The following is a 22783-nucleotide window of genomic DNA, read 5'->3' as shown; positions in this document are numbered from 1 at the left end:
TCTATTGATCTTCACGCACCGGGTGTAACATAGGGCAGTGTCCGTCATCGTGAGGAGGTGCGCGATGGAAGGCAACGTTTGGCGACCGACGCATTTGACGGCAGAGCAGATGGAGGAGCGCGCCTAACAGCCGCGGTGCTGTTGCGCCAGGGGCAGCTCTCGCAGGCCGAGATCGCCCGGCATGTGGGGGTCAGTCGCGCCAGTGTCTGCCGCTGGGCCGCCACGCTCGTCCAGGCGGGCCCGCGCGGCCTGGCCGCGCGGCCCAACCTCGGGCCGCCCGCGCGCCTCGATGAGAAAGCCTGGACCCGCTTGAGCCGGCTCCTCGACCGAGGGGCCATCGCGGCCGGCTTTGCCACCGAACGCTGGACGCTCAACCGCATCGCGGCCGTGATCGAGCGCGAGTTCGGGGTGCATTATCATCCGCGCTATCTGGAACGGCCGCTCAAGGCGCATGGCTTCAGCGTGCAGCGTCCGGCCACCCGGGCCAAGGAGCGCGATGAGCGGGTGATCGCGGTCTGGCCCAAGCGGGACTGGGTGGCGCTGAAACAAAGGCAGGTCGGGAGCACCGGACGCTCTTACTCGTGGATGGGACGGGCCACAGCTTCCGGGCGCGGCCAGCCACGACCTGGGCCCGGCGCGGGCTGACCCCGGTGCTCCAGCGGGTGAGCAAACGATGCGAGGTGTCGAGCATCGTGGCGGTCACGCCGGACGGGCGGCTGTATGCCCGTCACTTTCGCACCAGCGTCTCAAGTGAGACCGTGATCGCGGCCCTGCGGCATTTCCGTCGCAAGGTCGGTGCGCCCCTGCGGGTGGTCTGGGATCAGCTCAATGCCCACCGCTCACGGGCGACAAGGGACTTCATCTCAGCGCATGCGCAGGATGATGCAGGGGCGTACTTGCCGGCCTATGCGCCCGAGCTGAACCCCGAGGAGCAGTGCAACGCCATCGTCAAGGGGGCCATGGCAAACGCGCTGCCCGACTCAGTCGACGACCTGCATCGGCTCGCCCGTCGCGAGTTCGGCCGCCTCAAACGTCACCCCGAGATGATCGTCCGCTTCTTCCGTCATGCAGGCCTCTCCGTTACCGGCATCCCGTGAAGATCATTAGGCCCCTGATGAGCGGCTTTCCTGTATCGGGAGAAACGGTCGGCCGAACCCTCCGGTTAGAATACCATCATGAAGACATAGGCGATCGCGGCTAGGGCAGCGACGAATGCCCCGATCTTCACGACGGTCCAGCCGAGGACAAGGGCCATCTTGACAGCACCGAGCGCCAGCAGGACGCCGAGAGCGCCGAAGATGCCCTCGTTGTAAACCCACATGATCATCGCATGAGCGATCACGATGAAGGCAACAGTGGGGGCCAGGGCCTTGAGCTCGACCCGGAGAGCTTCCTTGAAAGTCATGGCAGGATCCGTTTCTTATTCTTTTTATTGGATCCAGCGCGGGGATGTCTAGGCCAGTGTCTAGTCCGTGCTGGTTCTTATTATTGTTCTTGGCACGGCTGCTTGAGCTGCCGTTCTTTTGGGGTTTCAGTGACCCCTTCTTCACTCTCCTCAAAGCCAGAGCTTCAAGAAGTCTCTCCCTGACCGGCACAGGTCAGGGGCAGCGTTCACCAGGGCATGCCGAAATAGAGATCCTTATGCCCTGCCTTTCGATCGTTGTTGGGCCGAGGCCTCGCAGCCTGTGCCGAAGAGTCAGGGGCCACGACGCGGGGGATTGTTCCTAATGCCCTTACGAGACCCTCGATGAGGGTGATCTTGTCCCTTGTGAGATCGCCTGATCCGGGCACCGGGACAATCACGCCGACGGCCCGACCGAGGATGACGTCCCCGTTCCAGGCGGAATGTGGAACGGCTTGGACCCGGATCTGGGATCCGGGCTCGGGCAGGGACACTGGCCTAAGGCCATTCCTCACGGACAACCGGTCGGTGTCGATCACGGCTCCCAAGATGGAATGAGCCGAACCAGCATCATCAAGGCCTCTGATTTCAATGACATCGCTGAGAGCAATCGGCTGCCGACAATGCTCTGCCTCAGAGAGGTGCATGGCGCGGCACAGCGGGATTCCATACTCCTTTAATATACGCCGCAGCTGAACTTGAGGGTCCGGTTCTGTCAGGCGGAAAGGGATGGTGACCTCTGCATGGCCGATATTGGCAATTGGGATTACACATATAAAGATGGCAAACCGAATTAGGCAGAGGTATTTTACCAGCCTAACTCGGGCGATCCGTTCTCGAATCGTAATTCGGGCGACTGAATGGCCGGAGGCTCGCGCACGCAACATTTCCGGGGTTTCCATGGACAGGGATCTTACATCCAACATAGCGCCTAATAGTACCGACGAGGCCTCAAGCTCAAAGGGATTGTTGAACTCTGTCAAAGGTACTTTGTCCGGGGTCGGCAAGCAGGCACTCGATGGGGCAGTGGATCTGGTAACGCCAGAGGGGCTGAATGCCTTTTCCGGTCGCATGAAACTCCATGGGAACGACGGCACGGCTCCCGCAAGTCTAAAGGATGTCGACGGCGTTCTCTCGAAGGCGGGCTCAAAGGGACTGGACGCCCTTATGGGACCGAATTTCGAGAGGCAGGCCTTGCGAGGAGCAGAAGAGGTCTTCTCACGGCTGGCTCAGGGTCGTGACCACTCTCGGGCGCGGGACGGTCATGACATCGGCAGTTAACCGTCCGTGGCGGGGGAGCGCTGTTGCCGCCTGGAGTGCAATGGGTGCAACACTCCGCCGATTGCCAGGGTCTGAGCGTTTCCGGCGTCTATATCGGGGACTCGCAATCGCGATGCTTGCAGGCTCCTCCATGGGTCTTTGGTTGGGAGCAAGCTGGGGAATTGCGTCGGGTGTGATCCTGGCGATAGCCGTTGAGCATAGCCTCTGGCTTGGGCGGAACTTCGTGGTCTGGACCGCCAGTTCGTTTCTCGTGTGGTCGTTTTCGGTCCAGATGAGTGCAGACTTCCTGCCGCTTCACGACGAGTTTTGGCGCGTTCTGGTGACGGTATGGAACGCTAATGGAATAATCGGATGGAGCCTTGGCATCCCGCTAGTAGCGGGCCCATTGGCATGGCTCGTTCTTGGGATCCCCGCGTCGGCCGGCCTCGACGCGCTGTTTAAGCGGGTTCGTCGGGATCACTTAGAAGGTCCGCTCCTCGGGGCTTCGGCCACCATTTTCGCGCTCAACTGGTCGGCACCGGCAACGCCAAGCGCTGCTCTGATTAGCATCACAATTTTCGCAGGGATAATCGGCATGGTTATGGATTTTTTCAGGCGCAAGCTCGCCAGGAGTGCAGCGACACTCGACGACAAGATTGAGGCTTTGGAGATGAAGCAGGGCCGGACGCAGGTGCGAGACATTAACATTCTTGCACTTGGGCAGGCTGGGCGGCCGAAGCGGTTCGTCTTCGACGACGACGAAGGAGGAGGAGATGAGGCAGAACAGACTCCTCCTGTTTTGTATCCCAACTCGGCAGCCGCCGCGCTGCCACTTCGGCAGGAAGCTCCGATAGAGGAGCCCATCGACCTCACCCCTGATGCAAGCCTTTGGGATGAGGATGGTGGTGACCAGGCGGCAGCGGAGACGGCGATGAACGAGGATGAGGGGCAACACCCGGAGGAATCCGAAATTCCTCAGGATTTCGTTTTCGATGAGTCACTCTTTGCGAGTGACAACAGCCTCGGAGACGAGGCCGAACCCCGAGGTGAGGAAACTATGGAAGATCTGACCTTCGAGGCCGGAGCGACTGTTGACGAGGAGGCTCGCCGGATCGCCTTTATGGATGCTCGTAAGCTGGTGGACGCCTATCATCTGCTGTCCGAGCAAGCCGCAACCAGTGATGACCCGGTTTCGGTCCGAGAAGCAGTCGGAACGCTGGCCGACATGATCACCAATACGACTCAGCTATCCCGAGATTGTCTGGCAGAAATTGACCATCCTGATGTGATCGACGGCTGGATCTTCTCAGCGACGCTCGATGAGGATGCTGACATCGAGCGGGAGATCTATGATCACTTCATGAGCCCGGCGGTCGAAGCAGTGGGGACCGACGAGTTCTCAACGCCGGTCCTGGATGCTGTGGATGAGCCCACACCTCAAGCTCAGCGGGGGATCGGAAGTGCGCCGGAATGGGCGATGGGGACCACCATTGTAATGGAAGCCTCTGAGGCAGTGGGCACTCAAACCCAAGAACCCGAAACAAACTCTGCCCTGGATGAGGCGGTGCCTCTTGACGAGGGACCGGTTCCATCGACAATGGCCGATAAACCTGCGATCGCAACCCCCCTGCTCGAGGGCGACCTTACCGAGGATGAGAAGAGCCTTTTGGTGTCCATCCTGGAGGATCAGGACCTTTTGGAAAATGGGCTGAGGGCGATCGCAGGCTATGACTTCCGGCCGAAAGCTCTAAGCCTCCTGAGTGGCCGGGTCGGGGCTCTTATAAGAGCGCGTTGGAGCGAGGTGGTTGGGGATCTGCGCCTCCAACGGTTCTTCATGACAGTGCTTGAGCGGGCCGATGAGGAACTTTACGAGAGAGTGGGTCTGCGCCGCAGCGTCTCTTCGGTTCGCTTCACTACCTCACTGGTCCAGGAGGAGACTGAAACCTTCCTGATGGAGGTTCAACAGAAACTTCAATCCGGCATCGAAACGAAAGAGGATTATGACTTCCTGCTGGGCTGCCGGGATAGGCTGGAGAGCCTGACCGAAGCCTTTGGCGAAGTGGTTCCGAGTCTCAACGACCTGGCGGAGCGCTTCCGGAAGGACCTGGACGCCTCCGGCCGTGTCTATGGCGAGCCCCTCACTCCGGTGGTGACGGAATTGACCGGCGTTCATGCCATTGACATCAGCTCGATCAAGCGTGGCATGGGGCATGTCCTGGCCTCTGGCCTGGATCAGAACAATCGCGATCTGCTCGACGGGTTCATTGCAGTGGCCAAGTCTGTCAAGACGTTGGACCAGCAGGTGAAGATGGAGGCGATGCGCCGTCAGACGGACGTTTCAACTCATCCGCTTTTCGACTCCGTAATGGCACTCAAGCAGGAAGCTCTTGCCAGGGCGAAGGCCCTTCAAGACCGCGTGATGCTCTCGGGTGGCGGCGAAACCCGCCTTAAGAACATGCTGCTTTCCGGGGGAGAGGACGCCGCTGAGGTCTTCACCCAGATATTGGGCTCGGCTCAGGAGGTCGAGAACTATCGGGTTGACGGGAAGTCCAAGAGCGCCCTTCTGGCGAGCCTGGAGTCACAAATGGCAGCGCTCAACCGCCTCAACGAAGAGCATGCTGTCGAGAAACGGGAACTCCGGAAGCAGGCGGACGCCAACCTGACCAGTGATAGCATTGAATCGCATATCGGCCTCCTGGCCGAGGTATTTTCGGCAAAGAAGAACGCGGGCAACCATAAGATGGTAACCGATGCCGAGACTGTTTTGACTCGCCCCAAAACCGGCCCTGTCCAGGCGATCTACCGGACCAAGGATGTTACCTACGCCTTCTGCTTCGTTTATGGGCAGAACCGCAACGACTGGTACATCAAAGATGCGGAGATGCTCCTTTGCCGATCCAACTCGACCGCGATCTCACTCAAGCAGGCCCGGGCGCAGGTCGGTAGTCTTGCCGAAGTCCAAACCGATCGGGTGCGAATGCGCTTCATTATGGTCCACGGCAACGTGGAGGCAGGAATGGGGATTGCGTTCTCGGCAAAGCAAGCGCTTGAGCACCCGGACTTATTGCTCAAGGCAAGCGAGCTCGATCGCGGGCTGGAAAAGCTGGCTGCTGACGAGCAGGAAGTAAGACCGGCCGCATAAAGTCGGTCGAGCTGACGAGCGGGATGCCGCGAGGGGATTGGAACCTGTAGACACAGGTGGCCGTCTGCTCTGCTGTATCCCGCTCGGCTATCGGACATTCGTCAGCGCCTGCGGGGTTAGGCAAGGCGATGAGACTTGCGGGACGATGGAACGGGCTTTCTCCCATTCCAACCCAATGCCCAATCGACATACGCCCGACGCGGCTGCGGTGGTCGCGGAGTCATGGCGTTCTGACCAGATCAGGATCGTGCTGGGAGCACGCGATGTGCGGGTCAGCGGCCCTCGCCTGAGTTGCAATCCCAGACCTCGCTATACCGCATCGCATTAAATTTACATATTCTGCATTAGTTTGCTATTTTACGAATTGAACTGACGAAAACTTATGCTAGGATTTGTTTGCTCGTCCCTGACGAGTGCACTTGTACGCCTGGTGTGGAGGTTCGTCCGCTGGGTGCGTCCTGTGCAACCTACTGAGCCCAATGCTCGGTTAAGCCAAAAGGTGTCTAGCAATGGCTGACAACCAGAACACGGAAGTGAAGAAGCCCACCGTCTCGGAGATCCTCGAAGCTGCTACCTCGCATGCTGCGCTGATGTCCGATCGTAGCCCTGAAGGCCTGGACGGCCGGAAGGCGGCTGCGAAGGTGATCAGTGACAAGCTCGACTACCAGCGGGACTTCAAAGGTGCCGCCGGCGTGAAGAGCCTCGCTGGTTTCCAGACTGTGGTGACCAAGGAGGGCGATCTGAAGCTGCACTACGCCAAGAGCGAGGTTGAGATGGCTAGGACCATCGCGGCCAAGGAGCAGCTTCCGGAGGGGCAGAAGCCGACCTCCAAGGTCCGTTTCCTTGCGTTCAACATGAACGCAGCGGTCAATCGCACTGCGAATTCGACGGGTAAGGACGCTCTCCACGACAAGGACAGCGGCGTTATCTACTTCGATACGAAAGTCCTGCAGGAGAACGTCAAAGTTCTCTCCAAGGCGGCGCAGCGTGATGCAATGTCTTCGGCTCTGCAGGATGCGATCGACTCGAGCCGCCTGAAGTTTGCCGAAATGCAGGCTCTACAGCGGAACCGCTCGCAGCAGCAGCAGCAAGGCATGGCCGCCTAAAAGGCTTCTCTTCCCGGCAATAGGAGGCGTCCAGAGGGATCTGGCGCCTCCTTTTTCATTAGATGCCTTGCTTACCGAAGTCGGTCAGATCCGGTCAGGATCAATACTGCGCCGAAGATCGGATCGGCGGATGAGAGCCCCCGTGAAGCATAGGCAGTATCACGGATGGCAACAGCGGCTGTGTTAAGGGGCAGCTTTTTGCCGGCATGGTCCTCGTCGACAATCATCTGAGCAGGTGTTCCCTCAAACTGGTCGACGCCGCTAACGAACTCGATTCCGCTGCAGTTAAGGGCGGAGCAGGCTTCATCAAGGTCCCGTGGGGCAGACGCCAAGGCGGTTCTCTCACCGTCGGCACTGAGAATGAAGCAAGGCATTATCGGATGGCTCCTATGGTGTTGCTGTCTATGAATTAGACCAGAGTGGATGGTTTAGCAATTTGCGAGCTGCAGTTCTTCTGACCGCTTTAAGATGCATAAAAACGAGATAGAATGCAGACGGTTTCACGAATCGTAACTGCCCACGATTCGAGAATTTGGAGAGTATTGATGTTGATGACACCAGAAGCGATGGAGGCGTTGGAAGTCCGACGCAGCCGTCTGGTGGAGATGTTCGTCGGGTGCTTGAGGCGACCTGACGTTCACCGGGTATACGCGACACCCCTTTCTCGCCGCCAGAAGACGCCGGAAATGCCGAAGCATTTCGCTCTAGGTGGTCTTCCCGATGCGGCAGTCGAAGGAGGACTGACCAGTGACTTCATGGCTCTCGCGCATGTTGCGTCGTCGGATGCAGTAGAGCCTGACGATATCCGATTTCGGCGGCTTTGGAAGGACGTACGGGACAGTGCTCATGAGGCCGCCCTGGCGCTGCGTCAGCGTCTTCACGTCGAGCGCATGATGCGTCTCGGCAGCACCCGGATCAGAGCGCCGTCTCAAGCCCAGCAGGCAAGCGGAGGACCTCAATGAGCGTTCAGGCTCAAGAGCCGAGCCCAATGCCCCCACCCGTGGGGCCGCTGCTTAAGCGGGAGTTCCCTTCCTATCCGGTTACTGACCGGGTTGAGGTTCAGACCAGGCTGGATGGCCGCTTCACCATCATTATTTTCGGCGAGTATGTGCCGAAGGAATCCCTGCTGGGCGGGAGGCTCATTCTGGCGCCGTCGCCTGGCAGGGTCCGGATCTTCGTCCGGCACTACATGGATGAAATTTACGATGAGGCGACCGTGTTAATCGCGGAATGCCCCGATCCGAAACCTGAACTTCTTGAGGTCTGCCGGGTGCATGAGTTCCTGGATGTCCTGATCTTCAATCAGACCGAGAACCCTCTCGAGTTTCAGAACCTACTCGCATGGGTCGACGAAGACTAACGACTCCGCGCCGAGCAAATTCGAACAATCATGAAAGGCTAGCTATGGATACCCTTGCTTTTAATAACGGTCAAAAGCCCTCCTTCATCGTCGGCACCCGCACCGGCGGACAGGGGAAGACGCTTGTCTCCCAGTTGATCCACTACATTTTCAAAGGTCACGGCCATCCGCTGCGGGTGATGGCTGCAGACACGGCCGGCGATCAGGGGAGCGAAACAAAGTCGAAGCTTGCCCGCTTTTTGGACGGAGAGGACACGGTGGAAGAGTTGGGTATCGGTGTCACGTTGACGTCGACCCTTTTGGACGAGCAGGCGGGCCTCGCGTATTGGGACAGACTGGGTGTGGCTCTTCAGCAGGGCAATGTCCTTGTCGACGTCGGCGCGAACGTCCTTCCGTCGATCTGGAACTGGGCGGTTGAGATCGACGCTGGACCTGTGTTCGAGAAATCCCCACCGATTGTTTTAATCATCCCAGTCACGGCGCAAGCCCAGAGCCTTGTGGATGCCAAGGATTTAATCCGGCTTGCCGAAACCAACCGCAATTTCCTTCCGATTTCTCGCTATGTCATTGTGTTCAATGAACATGAAGGCACGTTCGAAGGCCTGGAGGACTCGTCGGAGTACTGTGATCTGATGAAGCTTGTGGCCGAGCATCGTGCTGCGACAGTGAAACTCGGGCGCTGCAGGACCTCCGTGTGGAAGAATATTCAGACCAACTGCATTTCACTGGGTGCGATGAAGGACCTTGAGTACCCTGACTATGCTTCGAAGTTCGGACTTAGCTCCTTCATGGCGTCAGCGGCCAGAAAGAACTATTGGGTCTGGCTGAATGACGCCGTGGTGGCATTCCGGGAGGCGGGCTTAGTCCCCTCCAAAATGTCGCAAATCAAGCAACAGACTGAGTACCGTGTGGAGGCCTGAACGGTCTATGAGTCTGGGAACCGACTTTTTCGGGTTTCACAAACAGGAGTCTCAAGAGGCAGGGGTCGACCATGAGCAGATGTGCAGGGAGCGCGAGCGCTTCCTGCTTCATCGCTTAGAGACTGCGGTTGTCAATGGCGGTAGCGAAGAGGTCGCTGCCGTCGTCGGAGAGTTGGCGGAGGAAGATCGGGAACTAATTGTCGAGCGCTTTCCCGATCTTCTCGCCAGACTGACGTCAACGGCGGGTCGAGCTGCCGTCGGGCCTGGCATCGATCTTGGTGCGGCTTTTCGAGCGATCGAGCTCATCCGGGAGGCAAAACGAGAGATAGATGGCCCGTTCCGATCAGACCCGCTTGGGATCTCAATCAATCTGCCGGACTTGGTCGGTCTGGCTGCCAAAGGAAGGATCACTGGCGCGAGTGGTTTGCTGGCGGCTCGTGATCGAGCGGAAGCCGAGAGGCGCGGGATCTGGGCCCTACTGAGGCTGGTGGCCCGACGACAGGCGTGGTTTTGGTGGATGCGGTTAAAAAAAGGAGCCGGGGCCCAATAGGGCTCCGGCTCTTGGCTTTCGGGCTCAGTGAACCTCCGCTCCCCGACGCAAGAAGGGCGGAATGTCCAGGTTGTCAGCGCTGACGATAGTCACTTCGTCAGCCATGCCCACCTCATCGCCATAGGGACCGCCGACGTCGAAGATACTCTCATCCGGCTGGTCGGATTGGGCGAATTGCGTCGCAGTGAGGCTCGCCCCGGGGTCCAGCACGATTACAGATCCTGTGTTGCCTGAGTTAAGTTCAGCCTCAGGTGAGGCCATCTCTTGAAGCCGCTGATCGACGGCGCCGTCGTAGCCTTCCTCCCAGCTTTGGCGCAGCGGACCTGGAGCGTAGGGACAGGTGCTCTTGGGTTCACTAGCAAGGGCGGCCTGTGCGCCCTCCTCGCGGGCCTTGGTCATGAAGATTCCGTCGGGCGAAAAGGAGACGATGTCCGCATCTTGACCCCGTGCATCTCCCGAGCTGTCTGCTGAACTCTCAGCACCGGGCGAGACGGCAGTATGGGCGGCAGGAGCGGAGATCTCATCGCTCTGGGAAGATCGAGCCTGCTCCTGGGTGTCCGCGCCAGCATCGCCGACGGTCTCGGTCTCGTTGGAAAGGGCGGCTACATCAGAACCGAGATTGCCGGCCGTCTCGTCTGCGAGGATCTGCGGTGCGATCGTTTCCTCAGCCCCGCCAGCATCTTTGTCCCTCGCGCCAGCATCGTAGCCTTGGGCATAGGCAGTCTGGGCCGACGGCCGCTTGTAAAGGTTGATGTCCTTTGCCTGGCCGGCGATCCCATCGTCATACCCCTTCTGGTAGGCCGAGCGGGACCGGGGCTGGTCATCGCCATAGGGATTGTTAGGGGCCGGAGTTGACGAAATTGACGTTTGGGTCGGGGATTCGGCGGTGAGGACCGCGGGCTGCACGGAAGGAATGGTTGCGGTGGTGAAGTCAATGTCCCCTCCGACGAGCCCAAGCTCAATGAGGGCTCCGACACGCTTTTGGATCATGTCGTCGAAGGCCGGTCGGGGAAGATTGGTTTCGCCAGTGACCGAGACGGCGAGCTCGTCATAATGGGTCTGGGCAACCGTCAGGGCCGAACGAGCGGCCTCCATCTCGAGCTGCAGCCGGTCCAAGGAGCGCTGGGCCAGGATGACGGCGATGTGTGACTGTTCGCCCTGGGAGACAAGAGCCAGGATTTTTTCATTCATGTTGTGCTCTCTAGTTTTGGGGATTGAGAAATCTCGTGATGTGCACATCGTCTGGGGATGTAGATTTCCTGTGTGGGCAACTGATCTCAGATCGGGTGCCCAGGAATGAACCTATTGGGGTTTTGAGTGCTCCCCGTCCGGGCAGGGAGCCTGCAGACCGCTCTCTCTGACCTTACGCCCCATTTTGCTTCGCCCTTCCCGAGACCGCGGCGGCGAAAGGCGAGAGGGAAGCCTCGTTCCCGAATTAAGATTCCACAAACTTGAATTAGATAGTATGCGTCGGGAGTAATCCCGCTCTCAGGTATCGGTGATGAGTGAAAAGCCGCCTCAAGATAGGCAACCGGACCCAGTCTTTGCGCTGCTCATTGGCGCTGTCTCCGGGGGACTGGGAACTGGAGGCTATCATATATTAAGCGGGGTTCGCCGTTCGCGGGTTGATGCGATTACCGGAACTGTCGAGTCGGATCTCGCTTTGGGTGTCGGCGTAGGAATAGCAATCGTTGGAGTGTATCTTCTGGCGGTGTCCTCGGCCGGCCGCAAACGGTAGGCTGGCTCCGCGGAAGTTGGACCCTAGGCAAGCCACTCCCTGTTGTGATGAAATCCGGAGCCTAGAGATCAAGGTCGGAGTTTGTATGTTGAGGATTCTGATCATTGCAGCCGTGTTCCTTGCTGGAACGCTTCCTGGCTACGGGCAGACCACTTCGCAGAAACAGGAAGGCCGCATCCGCTATAAGCCGGGCTGGGTTGAAGCCACCTGCCAACTCGAGAAGCTCGACTTCGTGGAAGCTGAGAGGCGCAAGGACGCACGGCGGTCATTCTTCGATCGGCCTTACCCTAAGGAGATCGAAATCTATGTCCCTGGTGTCTTTGAATATGCCGAGCACATTCTTACGGGGATCCCTTGCTACGCCACGCCAGAGGTCGAGATCCGATTGTCGGAACGTTTCCGTTGTCGCCTAGATCGTGTGATTTTCCGCGATCCCGAAAAGGGAGAAGAGCTAAAAGCCACAGGCGGGAACTACAGCTTTCATTTCGTGTATCGCGATTCAACCGATGAGAAGGTCGAAGACCGGCCTCGCGCTTTGAGACAGGGACCTCCGGGCCTCGTTGGCCAAGTGTTGGTCCGAGGACAGCTGGCCGGGAAGACCTATACGATTACCCGCGAGTGGATGCAGGGGAGCCCGGCGGAAGCAACCGGGTCGCGAGAGACGCAAGAAGCCAATCCGGACGACGCGATCCTGGCGTCAGACAAACTACCGTTCGTGACGGCTTCGAACGCCTCAATGTTCGTGTTTGACCTAAGGAACGACTCGCCGATCGTAAAGGAGCTGACCGGCGGGCCGCTTAAAGAGTACCAGTTCATTCCGCATAGCTGTCAGGGATAGGGCAGGCGTCTCGGCTATGACGCCAGCGGTCTGCATCAGCACCCGGAGGCGGATTGGATCCTCTCGATCCGAATGCCTTCTGAGGTTTGGACAAGGCTTACCGTTGCCTCGCCATTGCACGGCTTTCGCCCACTTCGGTAGCGGTAACGAACCTTTACCTGCATTGGACCCGCCTCGTCGGCTGACAGCAGTTTGAGGGGCTCGTCGAGGGCGCCGTAGAACTTGGTCAGGGCTTGAGCTGTGAATGGACCACTCGCCTGCTTCTCTGCGATCACTCGAGCCGATGCTGCTCGACCATCCCCGCGCTCGAGTGCCCGATAGAATTCGCTCACCAAGGCGACAGCCGTTGCCGATCCGGGCGGCGTCGGCTCAGAGGCCGGGGACCCTCGGCTCTCCGGTGGTGTCCACGAAGCAAGCATCTCGGCGGCAATGGCTGGGTACAGTGCGGCATCGTTGGCAGAAAGGCGAACCTTCAGGAGGCGCACGGACGGCTCAGTAGCAGGATCTCCGATGAGGAATACGAGGCCACGAGTGGCGAGCGGTGGGACCGGCTCCTGGCCGTCCGTGCCGAGCCCGTTCTGTCCGGCTGGAGTTGAATAGCTCACAACATGCTGAGCCAGGTGACGGATTTTGTCCGATGGCCAGGGGGCAAAGACATAGGCGTTCGCATCATCCATTCCTTCGTCCCGGACGCGTTCCGCAAATGAGCGGGCTTGCGGGAACACTCGGGCAATGACCCGTGCGACAGCAAACCGTCCCGAGGTCCCGCCTTCTGCGAACCGGCGGACGATCTGGGGACCCATCCAGGGATAGTCGAAGTTCGCGGGTGCCTCGGGAGGAGTGACATATAAAGCGTCTCCGTCGCTCCCTGACACGGCTCTGCAAGACCAACCCCTTGGGCCGAGAACGCCGCCGCGGCCCGATGGATTGGCTGTGTAGTAGGCCAGTCTCTGAGCCGTTCCGCCGGGGATGAGGAGCCTTGCCGTTTTCGGAAGGGGAGGCGGCTCACGCAAGCCCATCTGTCCGCCTTGTGGACACCCTATGAGGGGCACTTCAGCATTGGTTAAAGAGGCCGAGGACCCGGCGTCGGGAAGGGTCTGCTGGAACGCCTCCACCAATTCCATAGCGGTTTCGCCGGCAGTTGCAGTGGATGCGAAAAGGAATGCGGCGGCAGTGGTGGTTGCAAGTCGGATTGATAATCTCACGGAACGCTCTTTGGCCTGGGGGCAGTAAGGAACACGTAATTGAGATCAGTCTCGTCGCCAATGCGCGGCGAGGGGTTGGGTTAGACATAGGCCCGCACGAAGAATGCCACCGTGGTTCCGGTGGCCAGTACCAGGGTCCCTGCCCTAATAATTTTGGGCGGCAGGCTCCGCCCAATATGCGCCCCGCACCACCCGCCTGCGACAGCGCCGAGCCCCACCAGAAGGCAGGCCATCCACGCAACAGCGCCAGCGACGATGAAGGACAAGACGGCAATGCCGTTGGCGGCGCTCACCATCAAGGTGCGTGGCGCATTCAGAGCCTTGACCTCGGCCCCGTCGAGAATGCTCCAAACCGCCATCATCATCAGCCCGACTGCACCGCCAAAATAGCCTCCGTAGACGCCAAGCAGGAATTGCAGGCCTAGGATCGTCGTGAGACCGGCCCGAAAGCGAGCACGCAGCGCGGGCCCGATCTGCCGGCCAAATGCCAGCATGATCGTGGCGACGAGCAGCAGCCACGGCAGGACCTGATCGAACACGGCGGCTGGCGTCCACAGCAACAGCAGACTTCCGGCAAGGCCTCCCACCAGCGTGACGATCACGACCGGCACGAGAGGCACGCCGCACACACCCTTCAGTCCGTCCCGATAGACCCAGGTGCTGGCGAGGCCTCCTGGGAACAACGCGACCGTGCTGGTCGCGTTGGCGCTGACCGGAGGCACCCCCGCGCCGATCAGGGCCGGCAGGGACACGAAAGAACCCCCACCCGCCAAGGCGTTCATGCTGCCCGCGAGCAAGCCTGCAAGCAGCAGAAACAACGTATCATTCATGGATGGATCCATCCCGCCAGTTCGATCGCCAAGGCGCCGTCCAGCGCAAAATCCTGGGCAGCCCGGTAATCATGCTGTCGGGGCGACGCAGGGCAATGCGGATGTTTTGCAGTCATCCTTCGTACTTGGCGAAAGAAGGGGGCACTTTTCCCTAAGCTGGTGCATCGCCTACCTTCGTTCTGTGCGAAGATCAGGCACTCCCTTCGCCTGAACGCCGCCGGTGAGCCAGGCTGAATGACAGGAACTCTCTCAAGGGGCCTCGTCTGCACCTTGCATTCGTGCGACGTATCACCTTGGTCCGCTTCGACTGGTCAGAGCTGACATTCGTTGAGCGGCCGGAATGTGAATGTCTGACGCGTTTCAGACCTTCCTAAGTGCGCGAGATGGTTGCCGGCCTCGAGGGCGGGCGAACCGTGGGCGGTCCATGCTCACGCTAGGTCGAGGAATGCCATGAGCTCTTCCGCGGCGGATCGGCCCGCCCGGTTGGCCCCGATGGTCGAAGCGGAGGGGCCGTAGCCCACCAGATGCACCCTCGGGTCCTTCGCGACCTGCGTCGCCAGCCGTCCGGTCATGACAATGCCTCCGCCAGGCTCGCGCAGCATCAGGGGTGCCAAATGATCAAGGGAGCTGCGGAACCCGGTGCACCACAGGATCACGTCGGCACGGAGCGTGGTCCCATCGGGCCAGCGAACTCCATCCTCCGTGATCTCGCTGAACATAGGGCGCCGGTTCAGCACCCCACGTGCCCGCATCGCTGCGACGGTGGGAGTGACCGGGATCCCGGTGACCGAGACGACGGACGCGGGCGGCAGCCCGCGGCGCACCCGGTCCTCCACAAACGCCACGGCGGCGCGGCCGGCCTTCTCGTCGAAGGGACCATCCCGGAACTCGGGTTCCCTCCGGGTCACCCAGGTGGTCGCGGTGACGCGTGACACCTCATCGAGCAACTGGATCGCCGAGATGCCAGCCCCCACGACAATGACATGCTGGCCCAAGAATTCCTTGGCGGTGCGGTAATCCTTCGTGTGCAGTTGCCGGCCCTTGAACCGCTTCGCTCCGGGTATGTCGGGAACGTAGGGGCTCTCCCAAGTTCCCGTGGCATTGATGAGCCCGCGTGCGGAGACCTGAATCCGGTCCGTCTCGACCCTGAAGTGATCGCGCCGGTCGCAGACGACCTTCACCGTCATCGGCCGATAGACCGGCAGCTCGAATCGCTTCTCGTAGGCCGCGAAATACTCCGGGACGGCGACGCTCGCCCGCACCTCTGGGCTGTTCGTGCCGACCACCTCGGAAAAGGGCATCCCTGGCAGGTCATGGATGCGATTGACGGTACTGAGGGTCAGCGAGGGCCAACGGTCCTGCCAGGCGCCACCCGGCCCTGGCGACTGGTCGAGCACCACAAAACCCTTGTGCGGTGCCAATCCCAGCCTCTTGAGATGGTAGGCCGCCGAGAGCCCGGCCTGGCCGGCTCCGAGGACAGCGATCTGGACCTTGAGCGCGATGCCCGATGTGACGGCATTCGGCGGCGAGGAAAGTGTTGAGGGGCTGTCCATCGGCAGGCAGGCTTGGCTCGTGGTCCTGTGGCGTGCTGCGGGCGCGACCGGCCGCAAGCCTCGTCGGCATGAAGGTGGCTAGCTCATCGGAGTTTGCAAGGGTGCCCAACGACGACGAGAAGGTCGAGAAGTGGCACTGGGCGAACCTTAGCTGAAGGTGCGTGCTTGGCACGAGGCCGACCCTAGCTTAAGGCCCAGGTTTAGATGGCAAGCAGAAGTACAATACTGAGTCAGACTTCTCCGCGCCTTTTTCAGACCCATAGTTCGTTACACCTTATATCATTTACCCTTCCCACGTACGTATACTTCCAGTATCGACGTGGGTAAAATTCCTATAGCGACCGATCCCCCCGATCCCGATAGCCTGAGCGTATTTCGCAATCGTCTCCGCCGGCATCTTGTTGACGACGATGTCCGCTGCCTGGGAGTGCATATGGAGGGAGTTAATCGCCGATCCTTCGGCTCGGAGGAGGTCGTTCGTATCCTTGGTTCTGAACCCAGAGGTGATGATGATCGGTTGCTGGAAGTTGACGCGGTGCTGAATGGCCCACAGCAGGTGGAATAGCTTCGGGTCCATCGCCATTGTGACCTTTTCCCGCCAGTCTCGAAGCATATGGCAGAGTTGGGAGTAGGCGGGCTTGTCATAGACGCCCTCTTTCCAGAAGATCGTCTTCACCTCTTCGTTGGTGTTATAGTTCACCAACCAAAGCCCACGGTGGGCGGGTAGGCCTGCCTGGGTGAGGGGCGCCTTGGCAGTCATTGTCGCCAGATCCGTGTTCCTCATGTCGTTTGGCAGAGTGGGAGCCTCTGCGGTCGGTTCGAACTCGAACGACGGCATTTCGAGGGTTTCAGGGCCGGCAAGTGACGGGATCAACTGTGTGCCGACCGGAAAGGCGACCTGTGCACGGGCGAGGGTGCTATGGGCGAGGCCTGCAGATGCAGCAAGACCGGTAAGGATTTGACGGCGGTTGAGCATGGATCGTCCTGGTGGCATGATTCGAGAATCGAAATTCCCGCTCTTGGTCTTTTGAATTAGTGGGGTTTTTATCAGCGTTTTAATTCGGGGACAATTCAAGCGGCGGCCGCCATGGCAAGATCGTTACCAACGGCACTGTAGACTCGGTCCTCGTCGCCATAGATCTCGTTCGCGATGCGGAGCTTGGTGTCGACGATGCTGCAGATATAGGCATCGATCGATCCCTTAATGACCATGTACCAGATGTTGACCGGCCTGGTCTGGCCGTGACGGTGTGATCGGTCCTCGGCCTGCAATAGGGCAAACGGATCGTAGTCTAGCTCTACGAAGAGAACTTCGGCCGCCCGCGTCATCGTCAACCCAGTTCCGGCCGCCTGAATGCCTGCGACGATGACGTCGATCTGGCCAGCTTGGAATTGATCGATGAGCTTCTGCCGCTTTCGCGGCGTGTTAGCACCACCGTGGAGTTTGGCGATTTTGGGCCCAAACGCAGAGATGATGTCTGCAAGCTGATCGATGATCTCCTGATGGTGGGCGAAGACAAGGACCGGTTCACCTTGCTCATACTTCGTGATCACCCATTCGACGGCGTAGGGGATTTTGAACGAGGCTGTCCTGCGCCGAAGGGCGTTCAGCTTCGTCATAATCTTCTTCCGCTCGACCTTGTTCTCGGTGTTCTTATAGGAGTCGAAGATCAGGTTCTCTTCCTTGAGGAGGTCCACCAAGGAAGGGTCCATAGCGTCGAGCTCGATTGCTCTCCGACGCTTTGGCGGCAGTCCCTTCTTAAGACGCCGCAGCATGATGCTCCCCATAATGATGCGGCCGAGGGTCTTGCGCCGATCCCGGCGCTCCTCGTTGTCGGACTCTAAGTCCCCGAGCCCGTAGACTTTCGAGAACCGGCCATAGTCATCGAACGCTTAGGGAAGCGACAGATGCAGCGGAGTAAAGAGGTCCTGGGGACGGCGGGTGAGGGGAGTGCCCGAGAGGAACAACCCTCCAGACAGCTTGTATCCGAGCTTCTCGATGACTGCTCTTGCGCGCTTCGCCGTTTGATTTTTCAGCTTATGGAACTCGTCGAAAACCGCATAGTCCCAAGGATAGTCGAGGAGTTCCGGATGATTGAGGATAGACTCGTACGACGCGACCGTAACACCTGGCAGGACCGGCGTCTTCGCAAGGCTGGTGAATAGATTGACGGCAGGCTGGTAGGAGACCCAATCTGTGACGGCTCTTGCAAATGCAGGAGTGACGGAAGCGAGGGTGAGGATAAGCACATAGCGGGGACGGAGAACGTCGATAACGCCGACCGCCTGCATGGTCTTGCCGTATCCCATGTCGTCCGCAAGAACTGCCCATGGCCGCGTCGTAGCGAAGTTGATGCCTGCAATTTGATCCGGCGTATAGCTTTGTCCCTTCAGGGGAGCAGGAACCAGAGACGGTGTTCTTGCCGCTGCAGAAGCAGCATACTCCTCCGCGATCAACGTTTGGATCGCGATCTCGGTTTCGTCGTCTCCCCACTTGCGGTAGCGGGAGGCTGCGACGGGGTCGGTCGTAGCCCAAACCGCGTCCTTGGCTATCGTCCAGGCATTGTCATTGGCAGCCTCGGCACGCGTGGTGAAGAAGCGCTTCTGCTTTTTGACATAGCGGAGCTCGATCTTAAGCGCCCGGTCCGATTCCGCCTTCTTCTTGCCGGCGCTGCTGTCAGTGGACACGATCTGTCCCAGGAGGGACGATAGATCAATGGCCCCAATATCGAGGAACTGGAGCTTGGATGCGATCGCGGCCAGTCCGTTGGCTAAAACCGGCTCAGCAAGGGGCGCGAGGTCACATGCAGCCCTGAGGTTTCGTGTCGTGAACCTCCCGCCAAAGGCTTTCTTCACGCCCAGGGACATCCGCGGTGTGAAGCCGTAGCGCTCGAGCGCGGGCCCCAGGTCTTCCTCGCCATGAACAACAAGGCGGCCCTTACGAGGGTCGTACGTCATCCACAAGGGTCAGCCCCTTTTTGACCGCGGCAAGGAGCTTCAAGTCCGCAAGTTCCCCCTCGATCTTTGCCCGGGCCTGGGGTGTGGCGAGTTTATAGAGGCCCGCGGCTTTGAGAGCGGAGTCGGTGTACCAGAGAGAGCCGCTTTCGCTGTAGGCCCAGCCGGTGTTCTTGGCCCATCCCCGATGGCCGAAGCCGCCGACGAATATGAAAAGGTCCCGGTCCTTGAGATAGTGGACACAGGGAGCGGCGATCGGATCGTCGAGGACATCGAGTTGCGGGCACTTCGCCTTGAGTTTTCGCCGGTCCTCCTCTGGAGAAAAGCCGCATAGGAGGCCGACCTCTCTTAAAGTGGGAATACGCCATGCCAGACGCTGAGGGTCGTATTTGAGGCCGAGGGCTTGCACGAGAGGCGAGAAGCGGGGGGATTTAAGGAGAACCCGCCAAGCCGTGATGTCGTCGGCATCACCGTCAAGGAGAAGTATCGCCCCATAGTTCTTACCGGTGCTCCATTCGCTAGCCGGGTAAACGGCGGGCAAGTCATCCTCCGCCTGCAGGGCGCGCTGCAAGGCATCAGTCGGTTGTGGATGCTGGTCGGCGTGGAGTTCAGCTTGAGCCATTACGGTCGATGGGTGGGGATGTTTGCCGCTTACAGGAACAGGGCCGAATAGATGGGGAATCGAACCTGCTTCGGTTGAACTGAAGGCTGGGTTTTTAGCCCTCTGGCTTTCATTGATGATGTATTATAGGTCGGTCCAGTACCATTTTAAAACGCGAATCGTCAATGTATTTCGGAAGGAACTTCATCATGCCGACGGTGCGGATGCGCAATCAGGCTGAACGCGGCATGACCTTTTGGGGGTTTCTGGCGGTACTGGCCCTTGTCATTTGGCTTTTGCCCGCTTTGGGATTGGGATCCGCGTATGCTCAAACTCCGCCGCAGCAGACGCCTCAGGCCGGAACCTTCGAATGGTTTCAACAGAAGTTTAATGAGAACCGGGATGCCCTGGTGAGTAAGGGCAAACAGCTCCAGGATTTCATGAATGGTTATTGGAATTGCATGAGCAGCGGAGCTTCGGATTGCTCTGCCGATAAAATTACCAATCAGTTGATGATGACAAACCTCCAGAATGAACTGGCCGGTTCCGGGAGCTGGGTTCGACAGGTAGTTGCCAAGTTGGACGCAAGCTGCTGGTCATGTGAGACCTACACGGCGATTTTCGGGGCACTGATGGGGCTGGCAGGTGAGACGTTCTCGTTCTTTGTAGATACCAGAGAAATCATAGCCCTTGCTGTGGTCGTCACCCAGATCATCCTGGTGATCAAAATATTCTTGATCATCAGTGCGCCGGCAGCTCAAGATTTCAACTCGGCGTATGGTGATGTCTTCAAGTACATTGGTCGGGTCGCCGTCATATTCCTGGTATTCCTCACCCCGCTGACCGCGCAAGCTCTCAAGTCAAACTCGTCTCAAGCCGGGGATGAACACCCGGCTAAGGTCCTGTTCGTGGACGGACCTCTGCTGCTCGGGACCCAGGTCGGGAAGATGCTGGTCGAGGAGACAAGTCAGATCACGAAGGCCAGACTACAGGACAGGACGTGCTCTGATCCCTCCACAGGGTCAGGTTCCCTCTCTGACATGGCAAGGGAGCATCTGAAGATCGCCTGCAAGATGCTGTGGTCGTTCCACTCGATGGGCGTTGCTGGCATCGCCTCAGGCACGTGGCTGATTACGGAGGCCCCCAGGTCGATGAACAACCCCTCGTGGGGAGCTCTGGGCGCGGTGGTCGTCGCAGGGTTCATCATGACCTTGGCATTCCTGTTTTTTACCATTACCTTCGGGCTACGGTATCTGGATGCCCTGGTTCGGGCAGGTTTGACGCTGGCCCTGCTCCCAGTCTTCCTATTTTTCTGGATCTTCCAGTCAACCCGGAGCATCGCCCATGCCGGTCTGCGTTCGATTCTCTATATGGGCGCCGTCTTTGCTGCCTCCGGATTCGTCTTCGTAATCTGCAATGAGATTATGAACTTTGGTTTCTCCAAGGCTCTTGGGTCTAGCGTCAGCGCGGACGGCAGCAGGGACTTCCTGAACGCCATGTCCCAGGGTGGGTTCAACTGGTTTGTCGGAACCGGCAGTGGCGGCGATGAAGCCAATTGGTTGTCGTTTTTCTACCTCATGGGTGCCTGGGGGCTCGCGACCAAGGCTGCGAGCATCGTGTTCCAGCTTGCCGAAGAGATTACTCAGTTCCAGGGCGGCCTGACCGGTGCAGGCAAGGAAACAGAGGCCGATCTGAAAGAGAAGGCGGGTACCGGCTGGAACATGGCAAGCGGAGGAGCGAAAATGATGGGCTCCGGTGCCATGTCGGTCGGCTCAAGCGCCGTTCGGATGATGCGGTAAGGGGTCACCATGCAAGACTGGGTTCTTGATGCTCAAGCCGGTGACGTGGCGATGTGCCAGGATCACGCCGCCGGGGCAACTTACTACGTGAAGAAGAACGGGCCAGACCTCTCGCTCACGATCGAGGTGCACCGTCAGGGCGGAGCCCTCTCCCGGCTGACGATCCTTCCTTTCGGTCACTTCGGCGTGGCGGTTGAGACGGCGTTGTTGTGGCGGTCCGAGATGATGGGGGTTGACCGGCTCTTGGCCGATGATGCCGATCTTCGGATCAGCCGGGGGAGGGTGAGAAAGCCTGAGTCGCAACATGTGATCCGCCTCGCGAACTGGCTGACGCCGAAGTTTGCCTGTGGTCTCATCGTGCGCGCCTTCACCGCAGCCGAGCTAGGAAGGGACCTAACCGCCGCGGCCAGGAGATTTTCGGCTCAGTACCGAGAGGAGAAAGTGGATCTCGGGATCGCATCGGGCTACCGGGTGCAGCGAAACATTTTCGGGGACGATCGTGACAGAGCCGTTCCGAAGGTGCAGCCAGTTTCATCCCCGGCCGCTGCTCCCAAGCGGCCGCTGAAAGCCAAACCTGACAAGGCGGTGGCCCCGCCCCAGCCGGTTGCCGAAGCACCTAAGACCGCATTTCGGGCCCAGCCGCCGATCCCGATATACGAGGTCGTGCATGAACGGGCGCCGATTGGGGTCATCTACAAGCTCGAGCTCCGCACTCCCGAAACGGAAAAACCGCGAAAAGATGACAAGGTTTCTCTCCTGTCGCGGTTCCTGAGTGGGCGAAATGCTTAGCCCATCTGGTCACGAGCAATCTCTTGGCGGTTCGACGAAGAAACCTGTAGTCGAAGAGTTCCTCCCAGGTCCCTTGCGCTATGCGAGGTCCACAATTGCACACAGGATGGATGACGGCTCAGAGTAGGACAACACCAGGGGCGGGTAGCGGCGCGAGGGCTGTAGAAATTGGAGTAGCGCGGTCTCCGGCATGCTTAGGGTATGGGGTTAAGCAGCAACGTCAATCATCTCCTGGCTCGATGAGATTTTGGGAAGCGTCTTCCAGCCGTCGACCTTGCGCATGGTGATCTGACCGGATGCGAGCAGGGCCCAGAACAGCATGGCGGCGGTGGCAGCCGAGGGCAGCACCGTCTGGGTTTTGATCCGCCGCTTGAACTCCTCGTGCAGCCGTTCGATGGCATTGGTGGTGCGGGCCGACTTCCATTGCGAGGACGGCAGCGTCGTGAAAGCAAACAGCGCCTCGCCCGCCTCCTCCAGGCTGTCCGCCACCGCCCGATGCCGCAGCCGCCATTTGCGGAGAAAGGCCTGGCGGCGCTCCTCAATTTCCTCGGCCGTGGCGGCATAGATCATGTCGGTGTAGTCCGCCGTGATCGCGTCGTAGAGACGCTTGGGCGCATGGGCGAGCAGGTTGCGGTGCTTATGCACCGTGCCGCGCTGCAGGGGCACACCCTCCCACACGGCCGCGAGCGCCTGCTCCAGGCCCGGCGCGCCATCCACGATGACAAAGGCTGGCCG

The 22783-nt window shown here is 59.5% G+C and carries 21 protein-coding genes; 11 read left to right on the top strand and 10 right to left on the bottom strand.

What is annotated here, in order from left to right:
• Nucleotides 1–78 precede the first annotated feature (78 nt).
• Both DDF70_RS28715 and DDF70_RS28710 read left to right on the top strand, forming a co-directional pair.
• On the top strand, nucleotides 79–645 hold the full coding sequence (locus tag DDF70_RS28715; RefSeq protein ID WP_162820617.1) for a winged helix-turn-helix domain-containing protein: 567 nt from the start codon (nucleotides 79–81) through the stop codon (nucleotides 643–645).
• Nucleotides 582–1097 carry a transposase gene (locus DDF70_RS28710; RefSeq protein WP_162820745.1) on the top strand — a complete coding sequence of 172 codons (516 nt, stop codon included), beginning with the start codon at nucleotides 582–584 and terminating at the stop codon, nucleotides 1095–1097. Before DDF70_RS28715 ends, DDF70_RS28710 begins: the two co-directional genes overlap by 64 nt.
• 65 nt (nucleotides 1098–1162) lie before the next feature.
• On the opposite strand, the gene DDF70_RS28705 is transcribed toward DDF70_RS28710, so the two are convergent.
• The gene (locus tag DDF70_RS28705) at nucleotides 1163–1405 is read right to left on the bottom strand and encodes a hypothetical protein (protein WP_114948128.1); all 243 of its coding nucleotides are present in this window, start codon (nucleotides 1403–1405) and stop codon (nucleotides 1163–1165) included.
• Between the two features lie 1408 nt (nucleotides 1406–2813).
• Between DDF70_RS28705 and DDF70_RS28690 the strand changes: the two genes are divergently transcribed.
• From DDF70_RS28690 to DDF70_RS28660, 6 genes are all read left to right on the top strand, one after another.
• Complete coding sequence (locus DDF70_RS28690) at nucleotides 2814–5804, top strand: MFS transporter (RefSeq protein ID WP_114948125.1); 2991 nt, start codon at nucleotides 2814–2816, stop codon at nucleotides 5802–5804.
• Nucleotides 5805–6313: 509 nt separating this feature from the next.
• Entirely contained in the window at nucleotides 6314–6910 is a 597-nt protein-coding gene (locus tag DDF70_RS28685; protein ID WP_114948124.1) for a hypothetical protein, read from the top strand.
• A 545-nt stretch (nucleotides 6911–7455) separates the two neighbouring features.
• On the top strand, nucleotides 7456–7872 hold the full coding sequence (locus DDF70_RS28675; RefSeq protein ID WP_114948122.1) for a hypothetical protein: 417 nt from the start codon (nucleotides 7456–7458) through the stop codon (nucleotides 7870–7872).
• Nucleotides 7869–8270, top strand: coding sequence for a hypothetical protein (locus tag DDF70_RS28670; protein ID WP_114948121.1), 402 nt, complete (start codon nucleotides 7869–7871; stop codon nucleotides 8268–8270). The genes DDF70_RS28675 and DDF70_RS28670 overlap by 4 nt, the downstream gene beginning before the upstream one ends.
• Nucleotides 8271–8314: 44 nt before the next feature.
• Nucleotides 8315–9190, top strand: a complete 876-nt coding sequence (locus tag DDF70_RS28665; protein WP_114948120.1) for a hypothetical protein — start codon at nucleotides 8315–8317, stop codon at nucleotides 9188–9190.
• Between the two features lie 7 nt (nucleotides 9191–9197).
• Nucleotides 9198–9740 (top strand): hypothetical protein, encoded by a 543-nt coding sequence (locus DDF70_RS28660; RefSeq protein WP_114948119.1) that lies wholly within the window; start codon nucleotides 9198–9200, stop codon nucleotides 9738–9740.
• 24 nt (nucleotides 9741–9764) lie between these two features.
• Here DDF70_RS28660 and DDF70_RS28655 read toward each other — a convergent pair whose 3' ends face one another.
• A complete protein-coding gene (locus tag DDF70_RS28655; protein WP_114948118.1) occupies nucleotides 9765–10931 on the bottom strand; it encodes a ribosome modulation factor in 1167 nt (388 codons plus the stop codon).
• Nucleotides 10932–11563: 632 nt separating this feature from the next.
• On the opposite strand from DDF70_RS28655, the gene DDF70_RS28650 reads away from it, so the two are divergent.
• Nucleotides 11564–12316, top strand: a complete 753-nt coding sequence (locus DDF70_RS28650) for a hypothetical protein (protein WP_114948117.1) — start codon at nucleotides 11564–11566, stop codon at nucleotides 12314–12316.
• 35 nt (nucleotides 12317–12351) lie between these two features.
• On the opposite strand, the gene DDF70_RS37035 is transcribed toward DDF70_RS28650, so the two are convergent.
• From DDF70_RS37035 to DDF70_RS28615, 7 genes are all read right to left on the bottom strand, one after another.
• On the bottom strand, nucleotides 12352–12993 hold the full coding sequence (locus tag DDF70_RS37035; protein WP_162820744.1) for a hypothetical protein: 642 nt from the start codon (nucleotides 12991–12993) through the stop codon (nucleotides 12352–12354).
• A 608-nt stretch (nucleotides 12994–13601) separates the two neighbouring features.
• Nucleotides 13602–14351, bottom strand: a complete 750-nt coding sequence (locus tag DDF70_RS28640) for a sulfite exporter TauE/SafE family protein (RefSeq protein ID WP_114948131.1) — start codon at nucleotides 14349–14351, stop codon at nucleotides 13602–13604.
• A gap of 428 nt (nucleotides 14352–14779) precedes the next feature.
• Complete coding sequence (locus tag DDF70_RS28635; protein WP_170316132.1) at nucleotides 14780–15904, bottom strand: NAD(P)-binding domain-containing protein; 1125 nt, start codon at nucleotides 15902–15904, stop codon at nucleotides 14780–14782.
• A 283-nt stretch (nucleotides 15905–16187) separates the two neighbouring features.
• A complete protein-coding gene (locus DDF70_RS28630; protein WP_162820743.1) occupies nucleotides 16188–16880 on the bottom strand; it encodes a YcbK family protein in 693 nt (230 codons plus the stop codon).
• A gap of 95 nt (nucleotides 16881–16975) precedes the next feature.
• Entirely contained in the window at nucleotides 16976–17680 is a 705-nt protein-coding gene (locus tag DDF70_RS28625) for a C-terminal helicase domain-containing protein (protein WP_162820742.1), read from the bottom strand.
• Nucleotides 17681–17797: 117 nt separating this feature from the next.
• On the bottom strand, nucleotides 17798–18862 hold the full coding sequence (locus DDF70_RS28620; RefSeq protein WP_114948113.1) for an SNF2-related protein: 1065 nt from the start codon (nucleotides 18860–18862) through the stop codon (nucleotides 17798–17800).
• Nucleotides 18843–19400 carry a hypothetical protein gene (locus tag DDF70_RS28615; RefSeq protein ID WP_162820741.1) on the bottom strand — a complete coding sequence of 186 codons (558 nt, stop codon included), beginning with the start codon at nucleotides 19398–19400 and terminating at the stop codon, nucleotides 18843–18845. Before DDF70_RS28615 ends, DDF70_RS28620 begins: the two co-directional genes overlap by 20 nt.
• A 269-nt stretch (nucleotides 19401–19669) precedes the next feature.
• Here DDF70_RS28615 and DDF70_RS28610 point away from each other — a divergent pair, with 269 nt between their 5' ends.
• Nucleotides 19670–21259, top strand: coding sequence for a hypothetical protein (locus DDF70_RS28610; protein WP_114948111.1), 1590 nt, complete (start codon nucleotides 19670–19672; stop codon nucleotides 21257–21259).
• Between the two features lie 9 nt (nucleotides 21260–21268).
• Entirely contained in the window at nucleotides 21269–22048 is a 780-nt protein-coding gene (locus tag DDF70_RS28605) for a hypothetical protein (protein WP_114948110.1), read from the top strand.
• Nucleotides 22049–22255: 207 nt separating this feature from the next.
• Here the strand turns inward: DDF70_RS28605 and DDF70_RS28600 are convergent.
• The coding region (locus DDF70_RS28600; RefSeq protein ID WP_170316131.1) for a transposase at nucleotides 22256–22783 on the bottom strand (528 nt) is incomplete at its 5' end.

Source organism: Microvirga calopogonii (assembly GCF_003347665.1).
Taxonomy (GTDB): Bacteria; Pseudomonadota; Alphaproteobacteria; order Rhizobiales; family Beijerinckiaceae; genus Microvirga; species Microvirga calopogonii.
Note: the sequence above shows the minus strand (reverse complement) of the source record. Positions and strands in the feature narration are given on the sequence as shown.